The following is a 542-nucleotide window of genomic DNA, read 5'->3' as shown; positions in this document are numbered from 1 at the left end:
CTACGGCTTATCGCAGCTTGGCACGTCCGTCGTCGGCTCTCGAGCCGAGCCATTCACCAGCTGGCACAGTAGCCAATTGACTGATGGTACACTGTGACCCGGTGAACGGGTCCAGTGGACGTCTGGATTGCACGTACATACGGTCGTCATCGCACGTCCCGTGGGTGGCACGGGAGCGTGCTCGACCCTTCCCATCCCCGCTCTCGCGGGATGGTGCATCGGTCTTGCGTCGGGAGTCGTCGTAACGCCGTCCGCCATATAAGGCGCACGGTTCGCGACGACCCCGAAGACATGGACCCACTGGGATTCGAACCCAGGGCATCCTCCTTGCAAAGGAGGCACTCTACCACTGAGCTATGGGCCCACCCCCGGTCGGGGGTGTAAGCGAGCCTCGATAGTTCGAAGGTGCCCGATCGGCGTCGGGAACGGACCGAAAGGTGAACCAGGGCGTCGCCCTGGTCTCGATCTGTGGAGGTGATCCAGCCGCAGATTCCCCTACGGCTACCTTGTTACGACTTAAGCCCCCTTGCGAAGCCCAGATT

The 542-nt window shown here is 62.0% G+C and carries 1 tRNA gene and 2 rRNA genes; all 3 read right to left on the bottom strand.

What is annotated here, in order from left to right:
• Positions 1-81, bottom strand: a 23S ribosomal RNA gene (locus tag ACQUQ1_RS22595); the annotation flags it as partial.
• Between the two features lie 211 nt (positions 82-292).
• Positions 293-364, bottom strand: a tRNA-Ala gene (locus ACQUQ1_RS22590).
• Positions 365-469: 105 nt separating this feature from the next.
• Positions 470-542, bottom strand: a 16S ribosomal RNA gene (locus ACQUQ1_RS22585); the annotation flags it as partial.

It is taken from the genome of Halobaculum sp. EA56 (assembly GCF_051195075.1).
In the GTDB taxonomy this organism is placed as follows: domain Archaea; phylum Halobacteriota; class Halobacteria; order Halobacteriales; family Haloferacaceae; genus Halobaculum.
This window is presented reverse-complemented; position numbering and strand designations above follow the sequence as displayed.